Below are 21,307 nucleotides of genomic sequence, written 5' to 3'. Positions count from 1 at the left end.
AACCGGTTGCAGGACCCACATATCAATTATTCCGACACGGTCTCCCGTATAGATCACATGGCGTTGCCGTTGATCTTGAGATTGGTGAAACGCACGTCGGAAGCCTGACCGTTGAGGAGGAACGCACCCTTCTGCACACCGTCGAAGCTTGAGTTGCGCACCTCTACGTTGTTGACATTGCAGCGGTCATCATAAGCATCAATATAGACACCATACTGGCTCTTCTTGCAGTTCACGTTGTCAAGATAGACATTGCGGACAATAGGTGCATACGCACGGTTGCACACCTCCTTGGGATCATAGATAAGATTGATCTTCAGAACGGCTTCCTTGCACTGACCCACCTCAACGTTGCGGACATAGATATTCTCGATGATACCGCCACGGCAATTGTTGGTCTTGATACGGATCACGCGGTCAAGCAGGGGTGAGTCCATCTTGCAGTTCTCCACGAAGAGGTTACGGTAGCCACCGGAAATCTCACTGCCGACAACCACACCACCGTGACCGTTCTTCATCTGGCAGTTGCGCACGATGATATTCTCAGAGGGACGTCCGTCACGTCCGTCGCGGTTACGTCCGCTCTTGATGGCGATGCAGTCATCACCGGTGTCGAAATAGCAACCCTCGATCAGCACATTCTTGCATGCGTCGGGATCACATCCGTCACCGTTAGGACCTTCGTTCTGAACATGGACGTTGCGGACGGTCACATTGTCGCAAAGCGCGGGATGTATGACCCAGAAAGGTGAACGGAGCATGGTCACGCCCTCGATCAGCACATTCTTACACATCATCGGATTGACGAGCTGGACACGCATTCCGTAGCCGTCGCCAAGACGACGCTGCTCCACAGGGACACCCTTCTCGTTCCATTCGAGGAGGATCGGACGGCCTATGCGCTGTGACACGATGCCCTCTTCCCATCCGAAATGCTTCGCACCACACATGCGCCACCAGTTTCCGAACTCACCGCCACCGTCGAGAGTACCCTTGCCGGTGATAGCGATGTTCTCCTGCTGATATGCATAGACCATCGGCTGATAGTTGTAGCAATCGACGCCTTCCCAACGGGTACGCACGATCGGATATTCTTTCAGATCGGGAGTGAAAAGGAGTGTGGCACCCTCCTCAAGATGGAGGTTGACATTGCTCTTCAGAGTGATCGGTCCTGTGAGCCAAGTTCCGGCAGGAATGACTACACGGCCACCACCTTCACGCGAACAGCGGTCAATCACACTGTTGATAAGTTCGGTGTAGAGATAGCCCTCAGTGTTGGATTTCTTACCGAATTTGAAGATAGGATAATCCTTGTCGCGGAAAGTGGGAGCCTGAATGGCCTTCTCGATTTCCGGATAAAGTTCGTTCCAAGCCTGAGCTTCGGCTTTCGAACGCTCCTCGGCCTTCTGCTTGGCCGATTGTGACTGTGCTGACACGGTGTTGGCAAAGCCTCCGCCTCCAAGCGCACAAACCAGCATTAATGCGATAACTGATTTTTTCATGGTTGGTTTATTGTTAAAAATTCATAAATTACCGATAATTGTTAAAAATTCTTCTGCAAAGATAAGTATAATCGCCCGAAACGCCAAAAGATGGCCTCACGTAAGGGATATTGTAGGAATATTAAGATGTTTTAAGAGCCTGCCATCGCCGTCTGAGGCATTCCTAAGGCCGTTTTTAAAGTCATTTTACATCTATCTTGCTGATATTTACAAAAAAATGCGTAACTTTGCGCCTCGAAAACGTAAATATCTAAGAAGAATGATGGACACAACAACTGCAGTACCTCAGGTCAACCTCTTGTTTGAGGTAAGCTGGGAGGTCTGTAATAAGATTGGTGGCATCTACACCGTCCTGTCCACTAAGGCCAAGACACTCCAGAAACTTTATCCGGATAAAGTAATTTTTATTGGTCCAGATGTCTGGACCTCTGATAGCCCCTCACCTTGGTTCACCGAATGCAAGGTTGACGGTCTCTCCGAATGGGCTTCTTCAGCCAAACTCCCTGACGGAGTTGCCGTCAGAGTCGGTCGCTGGGAAGTTCCCGGCCGTCCCATAGCCGTCCTTGTTAAATTCGACGGAATGTATGCCGTCAAGGATGAATTCTATGGCGAAATGTGGAATCGTTTCGGTGTTGATTCACTGCATGCCTACGGTGATTATGACGAAGGTTGTGCCTTCGCCCACGCATCCGGCATCGTAATCGAATCAATCATTGCAAGCGGCTACGGTGCAAACCTTACTCCCACCGGACGCATTTCCCGTAAGAACCCGACACGCATCATCGCTCATTTCGATGAATGGACCACCGGAATGGGACTCCTTTACGTGAAGTGGAAGCTTCCGCAGGTTGCCACCGTATTCACCACTCATGCAACCAGCATAGGCCGCAGCATCTGCGGCAACAACAAGCCCCTCTATGACTATATGAAGGGCTATAACGGTGACCAGATGGCCCGCGAACTCAACATGGAAGCCAAGCACTCGCTTGAAAAGCAGGCCGCACACGCAGCCGATGTCTTTACTACCGTGAGTGACATCACTGCCACAGAGTGTGAACAGTTGCTTGAGCGTCGGCCCGACGTGGTGACCCCCAATGGTTTTGAAAAGAATTTCGTACCCTCAGCTGCCAAACTTCCTGCAGCACGCCGTCAGGCCCGTGACCGGATGCTAACCGCAGCTTCAGCCCTCACCGGCAAGCGCATGGACGACAACACTTTCATCGTCATCTCCAGCGGACGCTGCGAATACCGCAACAAGGGACTTGATGTCTTCCTTGACGTGTGTGACCGTCTCCGTCACTTGGACACCTGCCGTAATGTAGTTGCTTTCGTGATGGTTCCCGCATGGTCAAAGGAGGCCCGCGAGGATCTGAAAGCGCGCATGAGCACCATGAACGATACTCCGTTTGTCAATGATGAGTCACCTCTTGCCGATCCGGTCCTCACCCATTGGCTCAACAATCCGGACTCAGATGCCGTCAACTGCCGCATCCATCAGCTCGGCTTCGCCAACCCCGACGGCAGAGTCACTGTAATTTATGTCCCCTGTTATCTCAACGGGACTGACGGAGTGTTCAATCTCTCCTACTATGATCTCCTGCCGGGAGCTGACGCCACAGTGTTCCCCTCCTACTATGAGCCGTGGGGCTACACTCCTCTTGAAAGCGTTGCCTTCGGTGTCCCGACAGTCACGACCTCACTATCCGGTTTCGGCCAGTGGGCACTCAAGACTTCGGAAAATTACTTTGACGAATGCGGCGTGAATGTCATCGGCCGTGGCGATTCAAACTACAGCAATGTTGTCGAAAATATCGCTCATTCGATCCAATATCTGACCTGCGCCAGCGAGAAGGATATCAAAAAGATCCATAAAGCAGCCATGCAGACCGCCTCAGAAGCAGCTTGGGCAAAATTCATGAGGTATTATGATGAAGCATATCACCTCGCTCTGGAGAAAGCAACCAAGCGCATGGAGCAGTCCAAGAATATCTGACCCGACCATGAACGGAATGCCGGAAAGCCAACCATGATCTTTCCGGCGTCCGCACCACTTATATAATTCCAAACGGATTTTCAATAATACTTTAACACACTTATATCATCAATCCGATGAAATGGCCGATCAGAAAAAACAGCGTCATTCCATCGGCAATCAAGAAAACATAACTTTTAAAGAATATGAAACTGCCCGTAAGCAAAACTAATGCCCCCGTGTGGCGCGACCTAACTGTAAAATCAGTGCTCCCAGAGGCATTGAAACCCCTCGAAACACTCTCACGCAACCTGTGGTGGGTGTGGAACAGTGCAGCAAAGAACCTCTTCCGTGACCTTGATCCCGATCTCTGGCGCGCAACCGGTGAAAACCCCGTAATGCTCCTCCAGCAGCTCTCCAACGAGCGTCTCGAAGAAGTGATGAGGGACGAGGAAATGATGGAACGCATCCAGAGCGTCTTCGCCATGTTCAATGAGTACATGGCAAAGCCCATGCGCACCGACATTCCTTCCGTTTCCTACTTCTCTATGGAATATGGTCTCTGCAACTGCCTCAAGATTTACTCCGGTGGTCTCGGTGTACTCGCAGGTGACTATATCAAGGAAGCTTCCGACAGCCGCGTCGATATGACAGCTATCGGTTTCCTCTACCGCTATGGTTACTTCACCCAATCACTCAGCGTCGATGGCCAGCAGATTGCCAACTACGAACCGCAGAACTTCAATCAGCTCCCCATCGAGCAGGTAACCGATGTCAACGGCCATCCCATGATCCTTGAAGTGCCCTTCCCCGGCCGCATCATCTACAGCCACATCTGGCGTGTGAACGTAGGCCGCATGAAGCTCTATCTTCTCGACACCGACTTCGACATGAACAGCGAGTGGGATCGTTCGATCACTCACCAGCTCTACGGCGGTGACTGGGAAAACCGTATCAAGCAGGAATACCTCCTCGGTATCGGTGGTGTGCTCGCCCTCAAGAAACTCGGCATCCACAACACCATCTACCACGCAAACGAAGGCCATGCAGCCCTCCTCAACCTCCAGCGTCTCGTTGACTATGTTGAGAAAGGTCTCGACTTCAATACCGCTCTCGAACTCGTACGTTCGTCAAGCCTTTATACCGTCCACACTCCTGTCCCCGCAGGTCACGACTACTTCGACGAAGGTCTTGCTTACAAGTACCTCAATGAATTCCCCGCTCGTCTGGGCATCTCTTGGCAGGATCTCATGAACATGGGCCGCGAGAACCCCGACAGTCAGGACCGCTTCTCGATGAGCGTGTTCGCACTCAACACCTGTCAGGAAGCCAACGGTGTGAGCTGGCTCCACGGCGAAGTGTCCAAGAAAATGTTTGCCGGCGTTTGGAAGGGATACTCTTGGGAAGAAAGCCACGTAGGCTACGTCACCAACGGTGTCCACATGCCCACTTGGGCCGCAAGCGAATGGAAGGCATTCTACACCGAGAAACTCGGCGAACAGGTGTTCAGCCACCAGAGCGATCCCAAGGCTTGGGAAGGCATCTTCAAAGTGAAGGATGAGGAGATCTGGAACATGCGCACCACGATGAAGAATAAGTTCATCAACTTCGTGAAGCGTGATTTCAAGGCCAAGTGGCTTGCAAATCAGGGCGATCCCTCTGCTGTGATCAAGATCCTTGAGCGCATCAACCCCAACGCTCTCATCATCGGCTTCGCACGCCGTTTCGCAACATACAAGCGCGCACACCTTCTCTTCACTGACCTTGAGCGTCTCGCTCGCATCGTCAACAACGAGCAGTTCCCCGTGCAGTTCATCTTCTCCGGTAAGGCACACCCCGCCGACGGCGCAGGTCAGGGCCTCATCAAGCGCATCATGGAGATCTCACGCATGCCCCAGTTCCAAGGCAAGATCATCTTCCTTGAGGACTACAACATGATCGTGGCCAAGCGTCTCGTGACCGGTGTGGATATCTGGCTCAACACCCCGACCCGTCCTCTCGAAGCATCCGGTACATCAGGCGAAAAGGCCGAGATGAACGGTGTGCTCAACTTCTCAGTGCTCGACGGATGGTGGTACGAAGGCTACAAGCTCGATGAAAAGGCCGGCTGGGCTCTCACCGACAAGCGTACGTTCACCGATCAGAGCCAGCAGGACAAGCTCGACGCAGCTACCATCTACTCTATGCTTGAAAACGAGATCATCCCCCTCTACTTCGCCAAGAACTCGAAGGGCTACTCTCCTGAATGGATTCAGTACATCAAGCGTTCTATCGGTCATATCGCACCCCAATACACCATGCAGCGCATGATCGAAGACTATATCGAGCGTTTCTATGAACCCGAAGCCAAGCGTTTCAACAAGCTCTCTGCCGATGACTACAAGCTTGCCAAAGAGATCGCCGCTTGGAAGGAGAAAGTGGCAGCCGCTTGGGATGGTATCAAGGTGCTCGACGTGACAACCGACCGCGATGTAAGCCAGCAGGGCAACAGCGGTGACAAGTTCGTCACCACCGTCAAGATCGATGCCAACGGCCTTGCCGATGATCTCGCTCTCGAACTTGTCTGTGACAAGCTCCATGACAATCAGGAAGCACGTCTCGGCTCTGTTCCCTTCAAGGTGACTGCAAAGGATGGCAACATCGTTACATTCCAGCTTGAGGACAAGTTCCGTGATCCGGGCGTGTTCCGCTACAGCTACCGTCTCTATCCCTCGAATCCTGCACTCCCCCACCGTCAGGACTTCGCATTCGTCCGCTGGATCTAATCCACCCCGACGGATTCCAAATAACAGACTCCGTGAAGGATTCGCATCACCGCGATCCTTCACGGAGTTTTTTCTTCAGCCAGTCAACCTGATTTTATCGACGATTTTACTATTGTTAAAGAGATTTGTTAAATCCCGGTGGATATGTCTAACAACATATAAAATTCCGCAACTATTATTAACCGGGCTATGTTTCTTTGATATATCGGTCACCACTCCACACCATTTCATGCGGAGCGACGCTCCCGATTCAGAAATCTTCTTACTTATTTCATCTAATCTACAAACTACACACACTTATGGAGACGACACACATTTCAGCACTCCGCGCCACCGCCTGCGCTCTGTTAATGACCGTGACAAGCGCGTTCGCATTTGGTCAAACCGAGACCACAGCGAAGACAATCAAGGATCACCGCACGAATCCCGACGTGTTCTTCCTTCAGGAAGGTGATGCCCCCAACAGCTATCTGCTCCTGCCACCTCCACCGGACGGTGCATCAATCACATTCCTCAACGATCAGGCTCGCTACACTTGGGGCAAGACCATGCGTGACACCCCCAGAGGTGATCAGGCTGTAAGTGACGCCCGCGTCGAGGGCAACGGTGTACCCGAAGCTTTCTCAGAAGCTTTCGGCGTAGAAATCGATGAGGCGACCGCACCTGAGATCCTTAAACTCGTGATTGGAATGCGTGAAGATGCCGGAGATCTCGGCACCCGTGAGGCTAAGAATTATTACAACCGCCAGCGTCCCTTCTCCTTCTACAACGAGGACACGTGTAATCCCGAACAGCAGGAAGAACTCTCGACCAACGGTTCATATCCCTCAGGACACACTTCAATCGGCTGGGCAACCGCACTTGTTCTTGCAGAAATCAATCCTGAACGACAGAATGAAATCCTGAAGCGCGGTTATGAAATGGGCGAAAGCCGTGTCATCTGCGGTTACCATTTCCAGAGCGATGTCGATGCAGGACGCATCACGGGAGCTGTGACAGTGGCCCGTCTGCATGCCGATCCCGCTTTCCAGAAGCAACTTGAAAAAGCGAAAAAAGAATTCAAGGAACTCAAAAAGGCCGGCAAGGTGGCCAAAGGAACTCCCGTACCGACCCCTACAACCACTGACTGAAAATACGTTTCACACACTCAAAGTCCGAATGTCGGACAACAAGAACACACATTATATTCATAGCTCATCTCCTCTCTCCCAATCACTCCTTTATCCTCACGCTTCACTCACCAAGCTCCTCTCCCTGTTTTACAGGGACATCAGTCTTCTTACTTTATTTAATCACTACTGAAAAATTTCACCGCTATGAAATATATACTCACATCACTCGCTGCTGCTTCAATGTGCATTCTTCCCGTCTTTGCTGAAGATTCCGGCTCACAGCCCAAGCTCTCATTCTCTCCCACCGGCCGAATCCTTATGGATGGAGCAGTCTATCTCGGTGGCAACGGTAATGTCACTGATGAGAATGATACGAAATTCGTCAACGGTGTGGCTATCCCCGACGTTCGTCTTGGAGCGAAAGCCACCTACGGAAAATGGAAAGCAAAAATAGATGTCGGTTTCTCATACGGTAAGGTAGGTCTTAAAGACACCTATTTCGAATATGATTTCAATCCTGCCAATCTCGTCCGCGTAGGTTATTTCGTCCCACAGTGGGGTCTGAACTCAGAGACCAGCTCATCAATGAAACAGACATACGAAGAGCCGACGTCAAATGAATTCTTCTATGCCAATCCCCGCCTTCTGGCCGCCATGTGGGTCTATGATAAGGACCAGTATTTTGCGGGTACATCAATCTTCGCCGAGCAGGGAGTCATGACACAGAACGCTTCGGAAATGGGCAAACAGGCATGGGGCGCGGAGACACGTCTCGTATGGCGTCCGCGCCACAGCGACGGAGACGTGTTCCAGATCGGATCTTCATTCAATTATTCGACTCCGACGGCGGATGACCATACAGGTTTCGATTATTCCGCCAATTTTCCCTCCAGAGTATCAAAAGTCACTCTCCTTGAAGCAAATATCGACAATGCTAGAGGACTCTTCAAAATGACACCCGAACTCCTTATCATCAAAGGAAACTGGGCTTTGGAGGCTCAATACTATTACATGAACGTAAGCCGCAAGGATGGCTTCAGAAATTATCAGGCACATGGAGCATACGGTATCGTGCGCACCCTCCTGATCGGTTCACGCTACAACTACTCCCATGCAGATGCAGGCGTAGCAACCCCGGCTAAAGGATCTCTTGAACTTGTGCTCGGCTACAACTATACCGACGCTTCCGACAAGAAGGCAGGTATCCGCGCAGGTATAATGAATGACATCAACTGTACTCTCAACTACTATATCAATTCATGGATGCTTGCCCGTCTGCGCTACTCCTACACCAATGTCCATGACCGCGATGTGGAGAACCTTCTGCCAAAACGCCACGTCAACACCATCGAAGCCCGTCTGCAAGTCATTTTCTAAACCTGACTTCAAACCATATAGTATGTGAGTGCGTGTCAGCCATCATGACGACTGACACGCACTCACAGTGTAATGTTATTTTCAATAATTCCTTACCCGATCATTTGGAGGTCATGATTCGGAGCACAAGGCGATCTGTCTCGTTCATTGCTTCGCGGCCTATGGAGGTAAGATTGTGTATGGTAGCATCCACATCATCGCTTATAATGCCCTCGGTGGAGGTCACGCATTTGCCGTTCATAGCAAGCATGGCCGACATCATGGCCGTCGATACGCCAGATGAAATCTTCAACGAGCATGAGGGCTTCGCTCCGTCACAGATCATGCCGGTGAGGTTAGCGACCATATTTTTCACCGCCGCACAGACCTCATTATAGCCACCGCCCATGAGATAGACAATAGCAGCCGACGCACCGGTCGAAGCAACGACACAGCCGCAAAGAGCCGAGAGGCGACCGAGACTCTGCTTGATGTAAATGCTCGTGAGATGACTGAGAATCAGAGCACGTATGGTCTGCTCCTCGGTGGCCTCCATGTCAGCGGCGAAACTTACCACAGGCATTGTTGCCGTGATACCCTGATTGCCACTACCCGAATTGGACATGACAGCGACAGGCGCACCGCTCATGCGGGCATCGCAGGCGGCCGAAGTATAGGAAATCATGTGTTCGACAGGGGTATCGCCGTAATATTTCAGACCATATTTACGGATGGTGGAACCAAGCGAATGGCCGTAGTCACCCGAAAGAGCTGTCTCCGCAGCAGCCATGTTGAGTTCCTTGGCCTCAAGGATAAAGGAAATCTCATCCAGCGGTGTCTCTGTAGCAAATTCATAGACAGTGGCGAGATCAAGAGCTATATCATCCTCATTTTCCGCCGCATCACCTGCCGATTCTTCCTTGAGAACCACTTCTCCGTCCTTCTGAAGAAGAATGAAATGAGTGTGCTCACACGAAATTACTGCACGCGACGTATGCCCGTCATCGTCAGCGACCCTCACATCCACATGCAGTTTCGAGGGAGCGGCTTCATCGTGCGAGATGGCCACACGTCCTTCCGAAATATAATTTACCCCACGCTCAACGGCTTCCGGAGTTACATCCTTGAGCACTTCAAGACCATAAGCAGATTTTCCGACAAGCGCACCGAGAGCCATCGCAATCGGGAGTCCGATCATCCCTGTGCCGGGGATACCGACTCCCATAGCGTTTTTAAGCATATTGCCACTAAGCGCACATTCGATGCGCGCGGGAACTGAGCCTAACAATTCTGTGGCCTTAGCCACACAGAGAGCCACTGCAACGGGTTCAGTACAGCCGATGGCAGGTACGACCTCGCGTTTGATAAGCGCGATTATCTTCTCTCTTTTGGATTCACTTACCATATTCAGATGTGAGTTTTGGTATTCGGATATTTGGTATATCAAGGTTAATATCTACAAAATTACTCTATTTGAGAATGACAAACAAAATAATCGTGTTAATTTCCCCAATAAAGAATTCCGGAATCATCAATCCGGTCAAATTTTCCTACTACTGTAAGCTGAATAGTAGAAAAAAGCGACAGCAATGCTCCTTACGGGCATTGCTGTCTGTCAAACAGTAATATTTCTAAAGGATATCCGCGCCGATAAGATGACGCGGACTGTTAAACTATGGGCTGTTGTTGAGGCTTATTCGAGATAGCCGAATGAACGGAGCTTGTTCTCACGGTTACGCCAGTTAGGCTCGACCTTGACAAAGAGTTCAAGGAATACGCTCTTGTCAAAGAACTTCTCGATATCCTTACGGGCTTCCATACCGACTTTCTTGATCTTACTGCCCTGATGGCCGATGATGATACCTTTCTGCGAATCACGCTCGACATAGATCACGGCCATGATGTGGATAGACTTCTCCTTTTCCTCGAATTTCTCCACAACCACCTCCACGGAGTAAGGTATCTCCTTGTCATAGATGGTCAGGATCTTCTCACGGATAATCTCGGTGACGAAGAATCGGGCAGGCTTGTCAGTCAAGGCATCCTTTCCGAAATATGGTGCGGAAACAGGGATAAGCTCCACGATACGTTTGAGCAGGTTATCGACATTGAATCCTTCCTTGGCTGAAATCGGGAAGATCTCCGCATTCGGCAGGAGTTTCTGCCAGCGGTCCGTAAGCTCTTCGAGTTCGATCTGCACCTTCACGAGATCAATCTTGTTGATCACGAGCAGTACAGGTATCTTCTCCTTGGCCACTTTGGCAAGGAAATCGGCATTCTTCGACGGATCTTCCACCACATCGGTCACATAGAGAAGCACATCGGCATCAACGAGAGCACCCTCGCTGAAATTAAGCATGCTTTCCTGAAGTTTATACTTCGGCTGAAGGACTCCCGGAGTGTCGGAGAACACTATCTGGTAATCCGGAGTGTTGACTATACCGGTTATGCGGTGGCGCGTGGTCTGTGCCTTTGAGGTTATGATACTGATGCGTTCGCCTACGAGGTCATTCATAAGCGTCGATTTTCCGACATTCGGATTACCGACAATATTGACAAATCCTGCTTTATGTTCCATATCGCTGATTTTCGTATATTTTGATGATTATAATTTCTGTACTTATATATAAACAAAAATAGCACCCAAAAAGATGCTATTTCCGTTAAATTTAATTGTCAGGACGACAGAAAATCAGAGATCCCAGATGATATACATCGCTCCCCAAGTGAAGCCTGCACCGAATGCAGTGAGGATAAGACGGTCACCCTTTTTCAGACGATCCTGATATTCGTCAAGACAGAGGGGGATCGAAGCGGCCGACGTATTGCCGTACTTTTCGATATTGACAAGTACCTTCTTTTCATCTATTCCGAGGCGTGAACCGACGGCTTCGATGATGCGGAGATTGGCCTGATGCGAAACGAACCAGTCAATATTATCGACAGTGAGATCATTGCGCTTCATAACCTCAAGCGATGATTCAAGCATATCGGTGACAGCGTTCTTATAGACGTTGCGGCCGTCCTGAATCACGTAGTGCTGCTGTGCATCCACTGTCTCGTGAGATGCGGGGAGCACTGAACCGCCTGCGGGCATCCAGAGATGTTCGAGACCTTCGCCATCGACATGGAACACACCGTCCATCACACCGACATTCTCCTCGGTGGGTTCGAGAAGCATTGCTCCTGCACCGTCACCGAACAGCGGACAAGTGGCGCGGTCCTGATAGTTGGTCATCGACGACATCTTCTCGGCGGCAACAACAACCACTTTCTTGCGGAGACCTGAACGGACATAGGCCGAACCGTCCTCAAGAGCAACGAGGAAACCGGCACAGGCAGCCTGAATGTCATAGGCGTATGCATTCTTGAGGCCAAGCTGATGAGCTATGACCGAACCGGTCGAAGGGAAACGGTAGTCGGGGTTGGAGGTTGCGCAGATGAGAAGATCCACTTCCTCAGGCTTGGTACCGGTACGTTCGAGCAGTTTCTCGACGGCCTTGATGCCAAGATATGACGAACCCTTGCCGGGTTCGCGGAGGATACGGCGTTCCTTGATGCCTACGCGGGTGGTGATCCACTCGTCGTTGGTATCGACCATCTTCGAGAGCATTTCGTTGTCGAGGATGTCGTCAGGCGCATAGGAAGCCAATCCTGAAATTCGTGCGTGAAGCATAGCAAAATTTCTTTAAAAATGAGAGAATATTCAAATCCACGCGCGACCCTGACAGGACCGCCGTGGATGAACATTCCTGATAAATAAATTCATCCCGCAAGTCTGCCAGAGCCGCGCGAGATTTAAAAGCCGGCTTTAGCGTCCTTAGACTGCTGCTGTCTTTTCAATAGCGATGCGTCCGCGATAGTAACCGCATTCACCGCATACTGTGTGATAAAGATGCCATGAACCGCAGTTGGGGCAGAGGGCGAGAGTGGGGACTACAGCCTTATCGTGAGTACGACGCTTTGCTGTACGGGTCTTTGATTGCTTGCGTTTAGGATGTGCCATGATCTATTATTATTTTTTGTTTTGCAGATGAAATGTGAAAACAGATATGTATATATTTCTTCTTTTATTATCAAAATTCATGTCGCTCGGCGGAGAGCCGTAAATCAAGCTTCAGAGCCGGACTCGTCGGGCGAGAGTTTCTTCAAAGCATCCCAACGTGAGTCGGTAGGACGCTCATCGGCCGCATCGGGGGCGGAATCCATCGAATCCATCTCGTCCATGAGCTGATCGGTCAGCTCAGCATCCTCATCATCCACCTTAGTGGCGCGGTGCTTGCGCAGAAGCGCGCTCATCGCACGGTTGCACTTGCCCAACGGATGGACATGCTTGACAGGTATTGCGAGCGAAGCCGTATCAAATATCATGTACGATACGTTGAGCCAGTTATCGCTCTCAGGGATGATGAGAAGTTCATCAGTCTCTGAATAGTCATCGCCATACTTGACCGCTATATCGTAAGTAGCGTCGATCGGCTGGATGAGATCATCGAGACAACGGTCACAGATGAGTGTGACAGTACCGGTGACGTGGAAAGCAAGATCATAGATATCATGCTTGTGAGTCACTGTCAGTCTGACGGTTAGGTCAGCATCATGTATGTCAGCACTCTCCATGTTCACGAAAAACTGCTTACCGAGATGGTATTCAAATTCCTGAACACCTTCCGGGATGTTTTTCAAGGGGAGACGGAATTCTGAAAATTTTCCCACGACAATATTGGTTGAAAAAACTGCGCAAAGGTAGGCAAAAAGTTTTAGAAATCAAAACAAAAACTCGCTAAAACATAAATTTAGAGTCCGTTTGGCCATAAAGATGTCCCGCACACCACATCATTACGTCATCCTATCATGTTTTTTCAATAATGGATCTTGTGTCAACACGGACACACAGGTCATCGCCGCCGAGCGATATGTTCCACATTATTATATAGCATCATGCACCATCAGGCACGGTGATTAGCCCATATACTCCCGGACGGCCCATACAGACATGCCTGTCGCTGATTTCTATGACCCATATCAGAGACAAAGCCCGGAGAAAATCCATCGGAAAAATTCAAAAAAATTCCCTCATTTTACACCCCGCCCGGAATCATGCTCGAAATTTTTTCTTACCTTTGCACTTTCATTTTTCAAAGCACATTATTAAGGACAATCCACTATGGGAGGTTTCTTCGGCTCAATTTCGACCAAACCCTGTGTCAATGACCTTTTCTATGGCACAGACTACCACTCTCACCTCGGAACCAAACGTGCGGGCTTGGTTACATTCGACCCTGAACATGGTTTCAACCGCACTATCCACAGTCTTGAACGCGACTATTTCCGCTCCAAATTCGAGGATGAACTTGACCGCTTTGTCGGCAATCAAGGACTCGGAGTGATCAGCGACACTGATCCCCAACCAATCATCGTCAACTCCCATCTCGGTCGCTACGCGGTGGTCACGGTTGCAAAGATCAACAATCTGCGCGAAATCGCCGCCGAACTCCTTGAAGAACGCATGCATCTCAGCGAGCTTTCGGCCAATACCATCAACCAGACCGAAGTGGTGGCACTGCTGATCAACATGGGCAAGGATTTCATCGATGGCATCAATCTTGTCTATAAGAAGATCAAGGGATCTTGCTCGATGCTCATACTGACAGAAGACGGGATTATCTGCGCACGCGACTATCTGGGACGCACGCCCATCGTTATCGGCAAGAAGGAGGACGGCTACGCTGCCGCCAGCGAGACATCAGCATTCCCCAACCTCGGTTACACGACTATCCGCGATGTAGGTCCGGGCGAGATCATACGTCTCCGCGCCGACAGCATGGAAGTGCTTCAGGCTCCCGGCCCTCGCAAACAGATTTGTTCCTTCCTTTGGGTATATTACGGCTTTCCGGCCAGCGACTACGAAGGAATCAACGTCGAGGACATGCGCGAGGAAGCCGGACGCAAGATGGGCGAGGAAGATCAGACGGAAGCTGACTGCGTATGCGGTATTCCTGATTCAGGTGTCGGCCACGCTTTGGGCTATGCCGAAGGCAAGGGTATCCCCTATCGCCGCGCCGTCCTGAAATACACTCCGACATGGCCCCGCAGCTTCACTCCGGGCAATCAGTCACGACGCGATCTTGTGGCTAAGATGAAACTCATCCCCAACCGTGCGATCCTCAATGGCAAACGTGTGGTGTTCTGCGACGATTCCATCGTGCGAGGAACACAGCTCCGCGACAATGTCCGCATGTTCTACGAGTGCGGTGTCAAGGAAGTACATGCCCGTATCTCCTGTCCGCCCCTTGTTTATGGCTGTCCTTTCATCGGTTTCACATCATCGAAAAGCGATCTCGAACTGATCACCCGACGCATCATCCGCGATTTCGAAGGTGATGACAAAGCCAAACTCGACCTCTATGCCACTACCGGAACTCCGGAATACGAGCGCATGGTCAAGGAAATAGCCAAACGTCTTGAACTCTCCACTCTACAGTTCAGTAAGATCGAACATCTTATCGAGAGCATCGGCCTCCCCAAATGCCAGCTCTGCACCCACTGCTTTGACGGTACAGGCTGTCAGCCGGACGAAGCTTGGCGTCAGGACCACCCTGAAGAGAATGCCTGATGTGAATGGCAGTAGAGTATAGAGTATAAAGTATAGAGTATAGATAATACCAAGGTCAGGGTTCTACGGACTCCACGAATCGTTGAAGCATGATATTCAAGCTCATGCAACTCGATATTAACATGGAAACCGCCAGAAATCCTGACCTTGGTATTATCTATACTCTATACTTTTATACTCTATACTTTTATACTCTATACTTTACTCTCTATACTTCAAACCAAATCACCTCTTGTCATGGAAACGGTAGCCAAGGCCGATCATCAGGTTGTTGGGGTTCTTGAAGCTGTTGAGTTGATAACCGATATGGACATAAAAACTCTTGGCAAGATGAATTTTAAGAGCCAAAACCTGATAAAAGTTCTTGGTATCGTTGTTGCCTATGATGTTATAGCCCATTCCGGCATTGATCGAAAAGATCGGCATGACAAGTTCACCGCGAGCCGACAGACCACACGACACCTGATCAAAAAACGACGGACGATAAAACTTTATGTAATCTCCTACCGAACCTTCGACCCAGTGTTTAGCTAAATCAGAACTTTCGTCATACTGCACGTCGAGCGACACGCCCGCACGCAAAAAACGATTGAAGTTATACATAGGTGTGAAATTCAGACCTGCAATACCGAAATGACCCGGAACGACCTCAGCAAAACCGTTGAGATTCACCACCTTTTTGCGCACCGCTCCGTAAGCTACAAGATCATAACTTATATGTGGGCGGAATGATCCCGCCGACGAATTGTTGACAAGCGTACGCAGGGCGTGGTCGCTATCAAAAGTGCGTGCCACCCCGACACGTCCTCCAATACTGTTGACACCCGGATTCGGGAGCGACGTATTGCCGTTGGAATAGTGAGTGAGATCAATTCCCGCCGTAAGACTCCAGTTGCGGTCCAACCTGTAAGTCAGGAGAAATCCAAGATTTATATAGGCGTTGACGGGCGATCCAACTATCAGATTGACCGGGGGATACAGGTCATCGTTGTATTTTTTCCAGCCGGCCGCTACCCCGAAATTCCATTCGTAGCCAAACGTCAGATTCGGCGCAAGCCTGACTATCGGTGCGCCCTGAAAGAGATAGGCACTCACGGGCATCCCGGTGCGGGAATTATCGAAAAATGTAGTGCCACCCACCCCGACGCCTTGATAAGCACCCGGATACAAGCGTCCCTCACGGCTTGCCGAAGGATAGGTGAATGAATATTTTATGTGAGCTGATGCACTCACATCACGGGCGGAAGAACTTAAATAAGTATTCTCAACGGCACTGCGTGCTGGAGCTATATAAGCCACGCGCAAATCCGCACCGAGATGATGGATATATCTCTTTGCCGAGTCAGCTGGCTGGGTTGCGGAAGCTATCACCGCAGACACCAATATTACAGTCACCGCTATCATCACACGAAAGCAGGCATTGCAGATTTTCATATAATTTCCGGTTTTAATTGATTTATTCTTCAAGATCAATTCTCTCATAATCCATTCCATAGAAGTATGGTTGATTGACAATCACATCAACCGGGATAAGGAATTCATTGGCTGAGACCGCATTCCTCGCTTTCAGCTTCCCCCTGACGCGGTCGGTAATCCTATCTACATATAGATAGGCTCTGACACCGACATGAGGTGACAGTGTAAACCCATATTCATGCTCAAAACTATAACCTATTTCACGAAGTCCCGGTGATATAGCAGAATCAAGCCCCGGCATGACCACAGTCTGCCATGAGAAAGGTATCATGGTCCCGTACAGACCTGACGCGCCATAACTAAGGTCTTCATTATACGTTATCCACTCATAAGTCGGAATCTCAACCTCAACTTCCGACTGACCGGAATCGAACAGGGGAACCATCTCAGGATTAATCCTGAAATCAGTGAACATCTGAGAATACGGTGCAACCGGGAGTACGACCCGAAGTTTATCATCCCCATAGTTGAATGCCTCAAATGGAATCGTATCCCTCGAATGGGTTTCTATCCTAAAGATATCCTTCTCATACTCAATCCCCGCCACGACATATTTACCTGCCTCCGTAAGCATTGTAGATCCACCCGTCACATTGACCACATCCTCCTTATATCTGTAATCGAAACTAAGGACACACTTGAACGCCGAGTCCGTCAGATTATACATATTTTTAATCTCAACCCTTCTCTCCGGCTTAATTTCAAGACCAAGCTTCACAAATGCATTTTCCACAGTCACACTTCTGCAAAGCTCAGTATTTTCCGTGAAAACCTCCAGCCATCCGCCGTATCTCATAACGACCGTGTCGCATCTACCGGAATCATAGCTGTATCGGCAAATGTAACTGAAATCTTCTCTTCCGTAAGTCGGATATCCCTCATACGGCTTGTCGTGCTCCCATGGGTTACCGTCATTATAAGCCGGATCGTTCATCTGACTGAATGTCGGCAGAAGGAGCGCAATCTCCCACAGATCCTCTCCCTGATAGTTAATCTCTCTGACGCCACCCGGCTCAAGAGTGACATCGGATACCGTTGGAACTTGGTCAGCACCTATAAAAATATCGCTGTTGCAGCCGGCGGTGATGAGGAGAATAACCGGCAGCAGCCATTGCATACGTAATACGTTCATTTCTCAACTATTTACTGTATTTTCATTTCGGCTACTCCGTCACCGGAAAAGTGACGCGCGCATGACAAATGCAAAAATAACTAATTCCGCTATACGCCATGCTATTCATTAAACATTTTTAGCTTATTTAGTCGTACATCCTGAGCCACAAAACCGTAAAGTGTCAAAAATGAGCCAAAAAGTTCACACAAATGCCTCTAATTAAAAGAAAATTCGTATATTTGCAAGCTGAAATCGGGGGGCAATCCCCGATTCTCCATGAAAACCAATCTCAAAATCATTTACTAACTAATTTTAATACATCACTTAACCACAATGCAAAGCAAAGGATCTTTGGGAAGTGTTGTCGCAGGCGTAATCGCCATCTTTATGGTGCTTATCTGCTTGTTCTACCTTTCTTTCACCTTGGTAACCAACCACTATGAGAAGAAAGCTTCGGAATATGCAGCCATCGAAGCAGCCAAGGACAACAACAGCCCTGAAACTAAACGTAAAGCCTACAGCGACTACATCAAGAACATCGCTAACGAGAAGGTTTATTTAGGCTATACCTTTAATGAAGTACAGAAACTCGGCGTAGGCCTCGGTCTTGACCTCAAGGGGGGTATGAACGTCACCCTGCAGGTTTCAGTCCCTGACATCCTTCGCTCTATGGCCAACGCAGAGGGCAATCCCTACTTCGACCGCGCCGTAGCAAACGCTGACTCAATCACCCGCGCAAACAAGAGCAACGATTTCATCGATGTGTTCTGCAACGAATACCGCAAGCTCGATCCTCAGGGCGACCTCTCAGTCGTGTTCAAGGATCAGGTTAAGCGCGGCGACAACCTTGATGCCATCAAGAATTCACTCCGTCAGGAAGTGAAGGACCGCGTCAGCAGTTCGACCAACGTGCTCCGTACCCGTATCGACCAGTTCGGTGTGGTTGCCCCCAACATTCAGGAACTCGAAAAGGACGGTCAGATCCTCCTCGAACTTCCCGGTGTGAAGGAGCATGATCGTGTGCGCGAGCTTCTCAAGTCAAGCGCGAACCTCGAATTTTACGAGACCGCACAGTTCGCCGACATCGCTCCGATGCTCCAGAACCTTGACAACGCTCTTCGCAACGACAGCACCAACAACGGCAAGGGTCTTTTCGACTACTTCCTTCAGGTAGGTGGCCCGACCATCACTGTCGGATCGGCTCTCGACACCGCACGTGACACCATCAACGCTATCCTTGCATCGCCCGTCGCAAAGGGAATCATCCCCGCAAATATCAAGCTTGCTTGGGAATTCAAGCCCCAGACCGTTCAGATCGATGACTCTGTACGCGGTAAGCGCAATGTCAACATCTACCAGCTCGTAGCTCTCAAGACAGCCAACGGCAAGGCAGCCCTCAGCGGCGACGTCATCACATCGGCTACCAGCGACTATGACGCAATGCAGGGTGGTAACTATGTATCGATGAACATGAAGCCCGATGCAGCACGCCAGTGGGCACGCATCACCGCAGCCAACCTCAACAAGCAGGTGGCCATCGTGCTTGATGATCAGGTTTATTCCGCACCTAACGTGAATTCAGTAATCGAAGGCGGACGTTCGCAGATCACAGGTAACTTCACTACAGATGAAGCGAAGGACCTTGCCAACGTGCTCAAGAGCGGTAAGATGGCTGCTAAGGTCGATATCATCTCTGACACCGTGATCGGTCCGTCACTCGGCGAGCAGGCTATCAAGGACGGTATGTGGTCATTCGTTGTGGCCATCGTGCTCCTCATGATCTTCATGTGCCTCTTCTACGGCTTCATCCCCGGCCTCATCGCCAACATCGCACTCGTCTTCAACATCTTCTTCACCTTCGGTATCCTCGCTTCGTTCCAAGCAGTCCTCACCCTTTCAGGTATCGCCGGTATCGTGCTTGCCCTCGGTATGGCGGTTGACGCAAACGTGCTTATCTACGAGCGCACCAAGGAAGAACTTCGTGCAGGCAAGAGCATCCGCACAGCTATCGCTGACGGTTACTCCAACGCATTCTCTGCCATCTTTGACTCGAACCTCACCTCTATCATCACCGGTGTGATCCTCCTCCTCTTCGGTACAGGTCCCATCAAGGGCTTCGCCACCACCCTCATCATCGGTATCATCTGCTCGTTCTTCACTGCGGTTTATCTGACACGCCTCATCTACATCATGTGTGCCAAGACCAAACCTTTCGAGCACCTCACCTTCACCACTCCCCTCTCGGCCAAGATGTTCTCCAACACTCACATCAACTTCCTCGGCGCACGCAAGGTCAGCTTCGGCATCGTCGGTGCAGTTGTAGTCGTAGTGATCATCTCGTTCTTTGTCCGTGGTCTTAACCAAGGCATCGACTTCTCCGGTGGCCGCAACTATGTGGTTCAGTTCGATCATCCCGTCAAGACTCACGAACTTCAGGCACAGCTCGCACCCCTCTTTGACGGTGCACAGCTCAGCGTCATCACCATCGACGATGACACCAAAGTCCGTATCTCGACCAACTACAAGATCGAATCTGACGAAGAAGGTATCGACAACGAAATTACCCAGATCCTCTACAAGGGTCTCGAAAACCAGCTCAACGGCATGAGCATCGAGGACTTCTCGACCACTAACGAGAACATCGGTATCATGTCATCACAGAAGGTTGGTCCGACCGTGGCTAACGACATGCGTACCGACGCCTACATCGCCGTCATTCTCGCGCTCCTCGCCATGTTCTTCTACATCCTTCTCCGTTTCCGCAACATCGCCTTCTCACTCGGCGCACTCGCAGCCGTTGCGTTCACCGCATTCACCATCGTTGGTTTCTACTCGCTCTTCTGGGGCGTATTCCCCTTCGCAATGGAAATCGACCAGTCGTTCATCGCCGCTATCCTTACAGTGATCGGTTATCAGATCAACGATACCGTGGTTGTGTTCGACCGTGTACGTGAGAACGTAGGTCTCTATCCCAAGCAGAATTTCTACACCACCATCAACTCTTCAATCAACTCGACACTCGGACGTACGATCATGACTTCATCGTCAACCCTCCTCGTACTTCTCTGTATCTTCATCCTCGGTGGTGACGCTATCCGCTCATTCGTATTCGCAATGATCTTCGGTGTGATCATCGGTACACTCGCCACAATCTACGTGGCAGCTCCTGTGGCTTACCTCACCGACGCTCGTCGCAATGCAAAGAAAGCCTGATAGAAACAGACTGAAATAATCCTAAAAAGGAGTGTCCGGTTCGGGCACTCCTTTTTTCTTTCCAAACTCTCATCAACACCATAAATAAAACGATGGAACCGTAAGTCCGCGTCAAAATGTGATTGGCCGCAATGACTGCATGGAAATTATCACCCATGATTTGACGATTATTTCATAAATC

Annotated in this window: 14 protein-coding genes; 6 read left to right on the top strand and 8 right to left on the bottom strand. The window is 50.1% G+C overall.

From position 1 onward, the window contains the following. Positions 1-53: 53 nt before the first annotated feature. The gene (locus tag K2G41_RS07325) at positions 54-1,502 is read right to left on the bottom strand and encodes a glycoside hydrolase family 28 protein (RefSeq protein WP_300116853.1); all 1,449 of its coding nucleotides are present in this window, start codon (positions 1,500-1,502) and stop codon (positions 54-56) included. Positions 1,503-1,761: 259 nt separating this feature from the next. Here K2G41_RS07325 and K2G41_RS07320 point away from each other — a divergent pair, with 259 nt between their 5' ends. The 4 genes from K2G41_RS07320 to K2G41_RS07305 all read left to right on the top strand — a co-directional run bounded on the left by K2G41_RS07320 (position 1,762) and on the right by K2G41_RS07305 (position 8,728). After that, the gene (locus K2G41_RS07320; RefSeq protein ID WP_366145408.1) at positions 1,762-3,495 is read left to right on the top strand and encodes a glycosyltransferase; all 1,734 of its coding nucleotides are present in this window, start codon (positions 1,762-1,764) and stop codon (positions 3,493-3,495) included. 185 nt (positions 3,496-3,680) lie between these two features. Then, a complete protein-coding gene (gene glgP, locus K2G41_RS07315) occupies positions 3,681-6,239 on the top strand; it encodes an alpha-glucan family phosphorylase (protein ID WP_300116851.1) in 2,559 nt (852 codons plus the stop codon). Positions 6,240-6,589: 350 nt separating this feature from the next. Next, the gene (locus tag K2G41_RS07310) at positions 6,590-7,369 is read left to right on the top strand and encodes a phosphatase PAP2 family protein (protein WP_300116902.1); all 780 of its coding nucleotides are present in this window, start codon (positions 6,590-6,592) and stop codon (positions 7,367-7,369) included. A gap of 186 nt (positions 7,370-7,555) precedes the next feature. Further along, positions 7,556-8,728, top strand: a complete 1,173-nt coding sequence (locus tag K2G41_RS07305) for a porin (RefSeq protein ID WP_300116849.1) — start codon at positions 7,556-7,558, stop codon at positions 8,726-8,728. Positions 8,729-8,828: 100 nt separating this feature from the next. Here the strand turns inward: K2G41_RS07305 and K2G41_RS07300 are convergent, their stop codons facing one another. From K2G41_RS07300 to K2G41_RS07280, 5 genes are all read right to left on the bottom strand, one after another. Further along, a complete protein-coding gene (locus K2G41_RS07300; protein WP_300116847.1) occupies positions 8,829-10,112 on the bottom strand; it encodes an L-serine ammonia-lyase, iron-sulfur-dependent, subunit alpha in 1,284 nt (427 codons plus the stop codon). A 288-nt stretch (positions 10,113-10,400) separates the two neighbouring features. Continuing rightward, complete coding sequence (era, locus tag K2G41_RS07295) at positions 10,401-11,285, bottom strand: GTPase Era (RefSeq protein ID WP_300116845.1); 885 nt, start codon at positions 11,283-11,285, stop codon at positions 10,401-10,403. Positions 11,286-11,399: 114 nt separating this feature from the next. Continuing rightward, positions 11,400-12,383: a beta-ketoacyl-ACP synthase III gene (locus K2G41_RS07290; RefSeq protein ID WP_300116843.1), complete on the bottom strand. Its 984-nt coding sequence runs from the start codon at positions 12,381-12,383 to the stop codon at positions 11,400-11,402. A 144-nt stretch (positions 12,384-12,527) separates the two neighbouring features. Then, positions 12,528-12,713 carry a 50S ribosomal protein L32 gene (gene rpmF / locus K2G41_RS07285; RefSeq protein ID WP_107032267.1) on the bottom strand — a complete coding sequence of 62 codons (186 nt, stop codon included), beginning with the start codon at positions 12,711-12,713 and terminating at the stop codon, positions 12,528-12,530. A 104-nt stretch (positions 12,714-12,817) separates the two neighbouring features. After that, on the bottom strand, positions 12,818-13,423 hold the full coding sequence (locus K2G41_RS07280; protein WP_300116841.1) for a DUF177 domain-containing protein: 606 nt from the start codon (positions 13,421-13,423) through the stop codon (positions 12,818-12,820). Positions 13,424-13,874: 451 nt separating this feature from the next. Here K2G41_RS07280 and K2G41_RS07275 point away from each other — a divergent pair, with 451 nt between their 5' ends. Beyond that, positions 13,875-15,323: an amidophosphoribosyltransferase gene (locus tag K2G41_RS07275; RefSeq protein WP_300116839.1), complete on the top strand. Its 1,449-nt coding sequence runs from the start codon at positions 13,875-13,877 to the stop codon at positions 15,321-15,323. Positions 15,324-15,548: 225 nt separating this feature from the next. Here K2G41_RS07275 and K2G41_RS07270 read toward each other — a convergent pair whose 3' ends face one another. Together K2G41_RS07270 and K2G41_RS07265 are read right to left on the bottom strand one after the other, a co-directional pair. Beyond that, positions 15,549-16,757 (bottom strand): acyloxyacyl hydrolase, encoded by a 1,209-nt coding sequence (locus K2G41_RS07270; RefSeq protein ID WP_300116837.1) that lies wholly within the window; start codon positions 16,755-16,757, stop codon positions 15,549-15,551. Positions 16,758-16,779: 22 nt separating this feature from the next. Further along, the gene (locus K2G41_RS07265; protein WP_300116835.1) at positions 16,780-17,931 is read right to left on the bottom strand and encodes a hypothetical protein; all 1,152 of its coding nucleotides are present in this window, start codon (positions 17,929-17,931) and stop codon (positions 16,780-16,782) included. 315 nt (positions 17,932-18,246) lie between these two features. Here K2G41_RS07265 and secD point away from each other — a divergent pair, with 315 nt between their 5' ends. Further along, positions 18,247-21,126, top strand: a complete 2,880-nt coding sequence (gene secD, locus K2G41_RS07260) for a protein translocase subunit SecD (RefSeq protein WP_300116833.1) — start codon at positions 18,247-18,249, stop codon at positions 21,124-21,126. The last annotated feature ends 181 nt before the right edge of the window (positions 21,127-21,307 follow it).

This window comes from Duncaniella sp. (assembly GCF_029056165.1).
GTDB lineage: Bacteria > Bacteroidota > Bacteroidia > Bacteroidales > Muribaculaceae > Duncaniella.
Note: the sequence above shows the minus strand (reverse complement) of the source record. Positions and strands in the feature narration are given on the sequence as shown.